This is a genomic window from Flavobacterium sp. (assembly GCF_021151785.1).
Lineage (GTDB): Bacteria > Bacteroidota > Bacteroidia > Flavobacteriales > Flavobacteriaceae > Flavobacterium.
Map to the genome: position 1 here is coordinate 1 of NZ_JAGKWP010000122.1, position 6,320 is coordinate 6,320.

5 protein-coding genes and 1 tRNA gene are annotated in these 6,320 nt (G+C 30.6%); 4 read left to right on the forward strand and 2 right to left on the reverse strand.

Translation table 11 applies throughout. The annotated features are described in order from the left end of the window. Positions 1-68: 68 nt before the first annotated feature. From rnr to QZ824_RS10300, 3 genes are all read left to right on the forward strand, one after another. Positions 69-2,246: a ribonuclease R gene (gene rnr, locus QZ824_RS10290; RefSeq protein WP_291275930.1), complete on the forward strand. Its 2,178-nt coding sequence runs from the start codon at positions 69-71 to the stop codon at positions 2,244-2,246. A 68-nt stretch (positions 2,247-2,314) separates the two neighbouring features. Next, the gene (locus QZ824_RS10295) at positions 2,315-2,989 is read left to right on the forward strand and encodes a head GIN domain-containing protein (protein ID WP_291275931.1); all 675 of its coding nucleotides are present in this window, start codon (positions 2,315-2,317) and stop codon (positions 2,987-2,989) included. A gap of 108 nt (positions 2,990-3,097) precedes the next feature. After that, the gene (locus QZ824_RS10300; RefSeq protein WP_291275932.1) at positions 3,098-3,775 is read left to right on the forward strand and encodes a LysE family transporter; all 678 of its coding nucleotides are present in this window, start codon (positions 3,098-3,100) and stop codon (positions 3,773-3,775) included. A gap of 147 nt (positions 3,776-3,922) precedes the next feature. Here QZ824_RS10300 and QZ824_RS10305 read toward each other — a convergent pair. Then, positions 3,923-3,993 (reverse strand) — tRNA-Cys (locus QZ824_RS10305). A gap of 103 nt (positions 3,994-4,096) precedes the next feature. Beyond that, complete coding sequence (gene folB, locus QZ824_RS10310) at positions 4,097-4,453, reverse strand: dihydroneopterin aldolase (protein WP_291275933.1); 357 nt, start codon at positions 4,451-4,453, stop codon at positions 4,097-4,099. Between the two features lie 78 nt (positions 4,454-4,531). On the opposite strand from folB, the gene QZ824_RS10315 reads away from it, so the two are divergent. Beyond that, complete coding sequence (locus tag QZ824_RS10315; protein ID WP_291275934.1) at positions 4,532-6,214, forward strand: glutamine--tRNA ligase/YqeY domain fusion protein; 1,683 nt, start codon at positions 4,532-4,534, stop codon at positions 6,212-6,214. Positions 6,215-6,320 lie beyond the last annotated feature (106 nt).

Below are 6,320 nucleotides of genomic sequence, written 5' to 3' on the forward strand. Positions count from 1 at the left end.
ATTTTGAAGCTTCTGGTAGAATACTGATTAGGATTCACTACATTTAAACTTTAAAAGCGAAATGAATTATGAATAAGAAAATAAAAAAATTGAATAAAAAAGAAAAAGACTTTTCCGCTAAGATTTATAAAATACTTTCACAAGAGCCTTCTAAAAGTTTTAATTACAAGCAAATTGCTGCTATTTTAGAAGTTAATGATACCCAAAGCAGAAATGAAATTATAAAAGAATTGAAATATCTAGCTTCAAAAGAAAAAATTGAAGAGATAGATAGAGGAAAATACCGTGTTATTTCAGGTTCTGATTACTATGAAGGTTTTATTGATATGACTTCTCGTAAAACAGGTTATTTTGTATGTGATGAATTAGAAAAAGATGTTTTGATTCCATTTGCTAATTTAAATCATGCGTTAGACGGCGATAAAGTAAAATGTTACATTTATAATAAAAGAGCTTCTAGAAGACCTGAAGCTGAAGTAGTTGAAATACTTCAACGAGCTAAAAATGAATTTGTTGGAGTTATTGATATACAAAAAAACTTTGCTTTTGTGACTACTGCTAATGCTAAAATGTATACTGATATTTTTATTCCAAAAAATGATATTGGTGAAGCCCAACATGGTGAAGTCGTTTTGGTTCGTATGACGGATTGGCCTAAAAAAGCAGATTCTCCTTTTGGAAAAGTAGTAAAAGTGTTAGGTAAACCAGGAGAACACAACACCGAAATTCATGCAATTTTAGCGGAATATGGCTTGCCTTATGATTTTCCAATTGAAGTGGAGGCTTTTGCAAATAAAATTGACACTTCTATTACTGTTGAAGAAATTGCTAAGCGAAGAGATATGCGTAATGTATTGACGTTTACTATTGACCCTAAAGATGCGAAAGATTTTGACGATGCCTTATCTTTTCAGGTTTTAGAAAATGGTAATTATGAAATTGGAGTGCATATTGCCGATGTTTCACATTATGTTAAAGAAGGCACTATTTTAGATGACGAAGCTTATCATAGAGCTACTTCGGTGTATTTAGTAGACCGTGTGGTTCCAATGTTACCAGAAGTTTTATCAAATTTTGCTTGTTCATTGCGTCCACATGAAGAAAAATATACCTTTTCTGCCGTATTTCAATTGAATGAAAAAGCAGAAGTAATTGATTCTTGGTTTGGAAGAACCGTAATTTATTCAGATCAGCGTTTTGCTTATGAAGAAGCTCAGGAAATAATAGAAACAAAAAGTGATATCATTCCTGCTCATATTTCGTTAACCGGAGAACAGTATCATGCTCCAAAACCAATAGTTGAAGCTACATTAAAGCTAGATGAATTAGCCAAAAAATTACGTAGTAAACGAATGGCAGCTGGTGCTATTTCTTTTGATAAAGTAGAAGTAAAATTTAATTTAAATGAAAATGCAGAACCTGTTGGTGTATTTTTTAAACAAAGTAAAGATGCGAATCATTTAATTGAAGAATTCATGTTATTAGCTAATAGAAAAGTAGCAGAATTTATTGGTAAACAAAAGAAAACCTTTGTGTATAGAATTCACGATGAACCTAATGAAGATAAATTAATGAGTTTGCAATCGGTGATTTCAAAATTTGGTTATTCTATAAATTTTAAATCGAAAGCAACCATTTCTAGTTCATTAAATACCTTGTTAGAAGATGTTCAAGGGAAGAAAGAACAAAATATGGTAGATACTTTAGCTATAAGATGTATGAGTAAAGCGGCGTATTCTACTCAAAATATTGGTCATTACGGATTAGCATTTGATTATTATAGTCATTTTACGTCTCCTATTCGTCGTTATCCTGATGTTATGGCACACCGTTTGTTACAATATTACTTAGATGGAGGTAAAAGTGTGAATGAAGAGGACTATGAAGAAAAATGTAAACATTCGTCTGAAATGGAAAGTTTAGCCGCTAACGCCGAACGAGATTCTGTGAAATACATGCAAGTAAAATACATGCAAGATCATAAAGATCAGGAGTTTTTAGGTGTTGTTTCAGGTGTGACAGAATGGGGTGTTTATGTTGAAATCGTTGAAAATAAATGCGAGGGAATGTGTCGAATTCGTGAAATAAAAGATGATTATTATGTATTTGATGAAAAACAATATGCCTTAGTTGGTGAAATGACTAAAAGTTTAATACAATTAGGTGATGAAGTGTATGTTAAAGTAAAGAACGCCGATTTAGTGAAGAAACAATTAGACTTTTGGTATATTAGAAAGAATGAGTAATTATAGAAAGAATGAGTAATTAATTTTTGACCTACTGAACTTGTTTCAGTATCTAAATTTACAATAATATGAAAAGTATCTTTTTCAATTTTTTAGCTTTTTTAGCTTTTTCAACATCTTTTGCTCAAACTGAAAAAAATGTTGGTGATTTTACTAAAGTCACTGCTTTTGATCAAATTGACGTTACCTTGGTTCCAGGAACTGAAAATAAGGTTTTGTTAACAGGTGCAAATTCAAATGTTGTGGAATTAATCAATAAAAATGGTGAATTAAAAGTTCGTATGCCTTTGGGTAAAATGTTAAGTGGAGATGATGTAACTGCTACCGTATATTTTAAAAAATTAGAGGCGGTTGAAGCCAATGAAGGAAGTAGAGTGGTTTCAAAAGAACCTATTCAAAGTATCGCTTTTGATATTATTACCAAAGAAGGTTCAGAAGTAAATTTACAAAACTTACAAGCGGATAAATTAACAGTTAGAACCAGTGCAGGTAGCATAGTTACTGTAAAAGGTACAGTAAAAAATCAGGATGTTTTAGCTAATTCTGGTGCGAAATATGACGGACAAGATTGTATTACCCAACAAACCACTGTTACAGTAAATGCTGGAGGAATGGCAGAAGTAAATGCAACAGATTTAGTAGACGCTAAAACAAGAGCAGGTGGAACTATTACAATTCATGGTAAACCTAAGCAAATTAATGAAAAGAAAATTGCTGGTGGTACTATTGAACAAGCAAAATAAATAATAAGAGAAATTGATAATTTTTAAAAACGATAAATTAAAAACTTATCGTTTTTTTAGTATATTTTGTTAACTTCGTATAACAAACTACAAATTTTAAAAAATTACATGATTCAAGATATTTTAGCTGCCTTACCATGGGGTTTTCTTTTAGCCATTTCTATTGGTCCAGGTTTTTTTGTTTTACTAGAAACTAGTATTACTAAAGGTTTTAAAGCAGCAATGACCTTGGATTTTGGTATCGTTTTTAGTGATATTGTTTACATATTAATTGCCTATTTTGCTTCTAATCAAATTTTAGATCAATTTAAAAATAACCCTAATTTATATATTATTGGAGGTTTAATAATGGGTGTATATGGAGTTATTTCATTTATACAACTGAAGAAAAAATTTGTTATTGAAGAGGAAAAAGATATTGATGATATTCCCAAAAATAATTACTTAGGTTTATTTTTTAAAGGGTTCTTTTTAAATGTAATTAACATTGGAATTTTAGGATTTTGGATGATGGTTATCATTACACAAGGACCTCGTTTACAAATGGTTCCTTCTCGAATTTTTGTTTTTTTTACAGCTACTTTATTATTTTATTTAGGTTTTGATGTAATGAAAATTTTATTAGCTAAACAATTAAAACACCGTTTAACACCAACTAATATTTATAAAATTAAAAGGACCATCAGTTTTATTTTAATTATTTTTGGATTGTTCTTTCTATTGCAAGGTATTTTTCCTGGTATGAAAGATGATATTACTAATAAAATCGAGCACACTACAGAATAAATTTTAACCTTCAAATAAATAATTTGGAGGTTTTTTTTTTTGAATTTTTATATCGGTTTTATTTCGTTATAAGTATCAAATAATTTCTAGTATTTAGAATTTGAATAGAGAAATAAAAAAACCTTCTAAGAAATTAGAAGGTTTTTGAGGCATCGCCCGGATTCGAACCGGGGTACGCGGTTTTGCAGACCGATGCCTAGCCGCTCGGCCACGACGCCCTATTGGATTGCAAATATAGTAAAAAAGTTAAAAGTCAAAACGGTAAACGATAAAAAATATTAAGCTAATCATTAAATATAGTTAATTAATAATTTTATATACTTATCTTTTTTTCTTCATTATAATGGTAACTCCCTCAACATCACCACCTATAGGCGGATTTAATTTAGTTACTTCCACCTTAACCTGAGTCACCATAAATAATTCATTTAAAATTCGATCAATGATTCTTTTAGCTACATGTTCTAATAATTTAGCACGTATAGCCATTTCTTCTGTTACAATTCGGTTTAAATCTACGTAATCAACTGTATCTGTCAATTCATCTGTTTGAGAAGATGGTTTTAAATTCGTTTTTATTGTTAAATCAACGCGATAATTACTACCTATTTTAGCTTCTTCTTCTAAACATCCGTGATAGGAAAACGTTCTTATATTCGTTAGTTTTATAATCCCCATTTTTTTTCAAATTTTCAAATTGACTAATTCTCAAATTGACTAATTAAACTTATCTTTGTCAAAAGTAAAAAAAAGACAATGTCTACAGAAGAAAAATCACTGAATTTTATAGAGCAAATTATTGAAGAAGATTTAAAAAATGGTTTGCCAAATGATAAATTACGTTTCCGTTTCCCACCTGAACCTAATGGGTATTTACATGTGGGTCATGCTAGTGCAATTTGTCTTAATTTTGGTTTAGGATTAGATTACAATGCACCGGTAAACCTTCGTTTTGATGATACCAATCCTTCTAAAGAAGAACAAGAATATGTAGATGCAATTAAGCGCGATGTAGCATGGTTAGGTTATCAATGGGATAAAGAATGTTATGCTTCAGATTATTTCCAACAATTATATGATTGGGCAGTAGAATTGATTAAAAAAGGTAAAGCTTATGTAGATAATCAATCTTCTGAGGAAATGGCCAAACAAAAAGGAACACCTACGCAACCAGGTACTAATAGTCCGAATAGAGACCGTTCTGTGGAAGAAAATTTAGATTTATTTACACGTATGAAAAATGGTGAATTTCCTAACGGAAGTTACATTTTACGTGCAAAAATTGATATGGCTTCACCAAATATGTTGATGCGTGATCCGATTATTTATCGTATTATGCACGAACATCATCATAGAACTGGAAATGATTGGTGTATTTATCCAATGTATGATTGGGCACATGGTGAAAGCGATTATTTAGAACAAATTTCACATTCTTTTTGTACCCTAGAATTCTTACCTCATAGAGAATTATACGATTGGTTTTTAGATCAAATTTACGACAGTTCTAAAGTAAGACCGAAACAACGTGAATTTGCTCGTAGAAATTTATCACACACGGTAGTTTCTAAACGAAAATTATTACAATTGGTTGAAGAAAAGCATGTTACAGGATGGGACGATCCACGTATGAGTACGATTTCAGGTATGCGTAGACGCGGCTATACACCTGCTGCTATTCGTAATTTTGCTCATACAATTGGAATTGCTAAACGTACCAATTTAATTGATGTTTCGTTATTAGAATTTTGTGTACGTGAAGATTTAAATAAAATTGCACCTCGTGTAATGGCTGTTTTAGATCCGGTTAAATTAGTAATTACTAATTATCCTGAAGGAAAAGAAGAATGGTTAGAAGCTGAAAATAATCCAGAAGAAGAAGTATTAACTTTTAGAGAAGTACCTTTTTCTAGAGAATTATATATAGAAAGAGAAGACTTCCAAGAAGAAGCACATAAGAAATTTTTCCGTTTAACCTTAGGTACAGAAGTACGTTTAAAAAATGCGTATATTATTAAAGGTGAGTCGGTTGTAAAAGATGAAAACGGTAAAATTACCGAAATTCATTGTACATATGATGTAGATTCTAAATCAGGAAGTGGTACTGAAGCGAGTAAACGTAAGGTTAAAGGAACCATTCACTGGGTTTCTATTCAACATGCTAAAGAAGCTGAAGTACGTGTGTATGACCGTTTATTTACGCATGAAATGCCGGATGGAAATAAAGAGGTTGATTTCAAAGAATACATCAATCCTAACTCTTTACAAGTTATAAAAGGATATGTAGAACCAAGTTTAACTTCTGCTAAAGAATTAGATCATTTCCAATTTCAGCGTTTAGGATATTTTTGTGTAGATCGAGATTCCACAGCAGAAAAATTAGTTTTCAATAAAACAGTTGGACTAAGAGATACTTGGGCAAAAGTTTCGGAACAGTAAAAATAAAAAGTTGTCTACTGAATCAAGTTCAGTTTTAATTTATATAAGAAACCTGTAAAAAATTTTTTTTGCAGGTTTTTTTATTTTGTATCATTAAAATCAATTT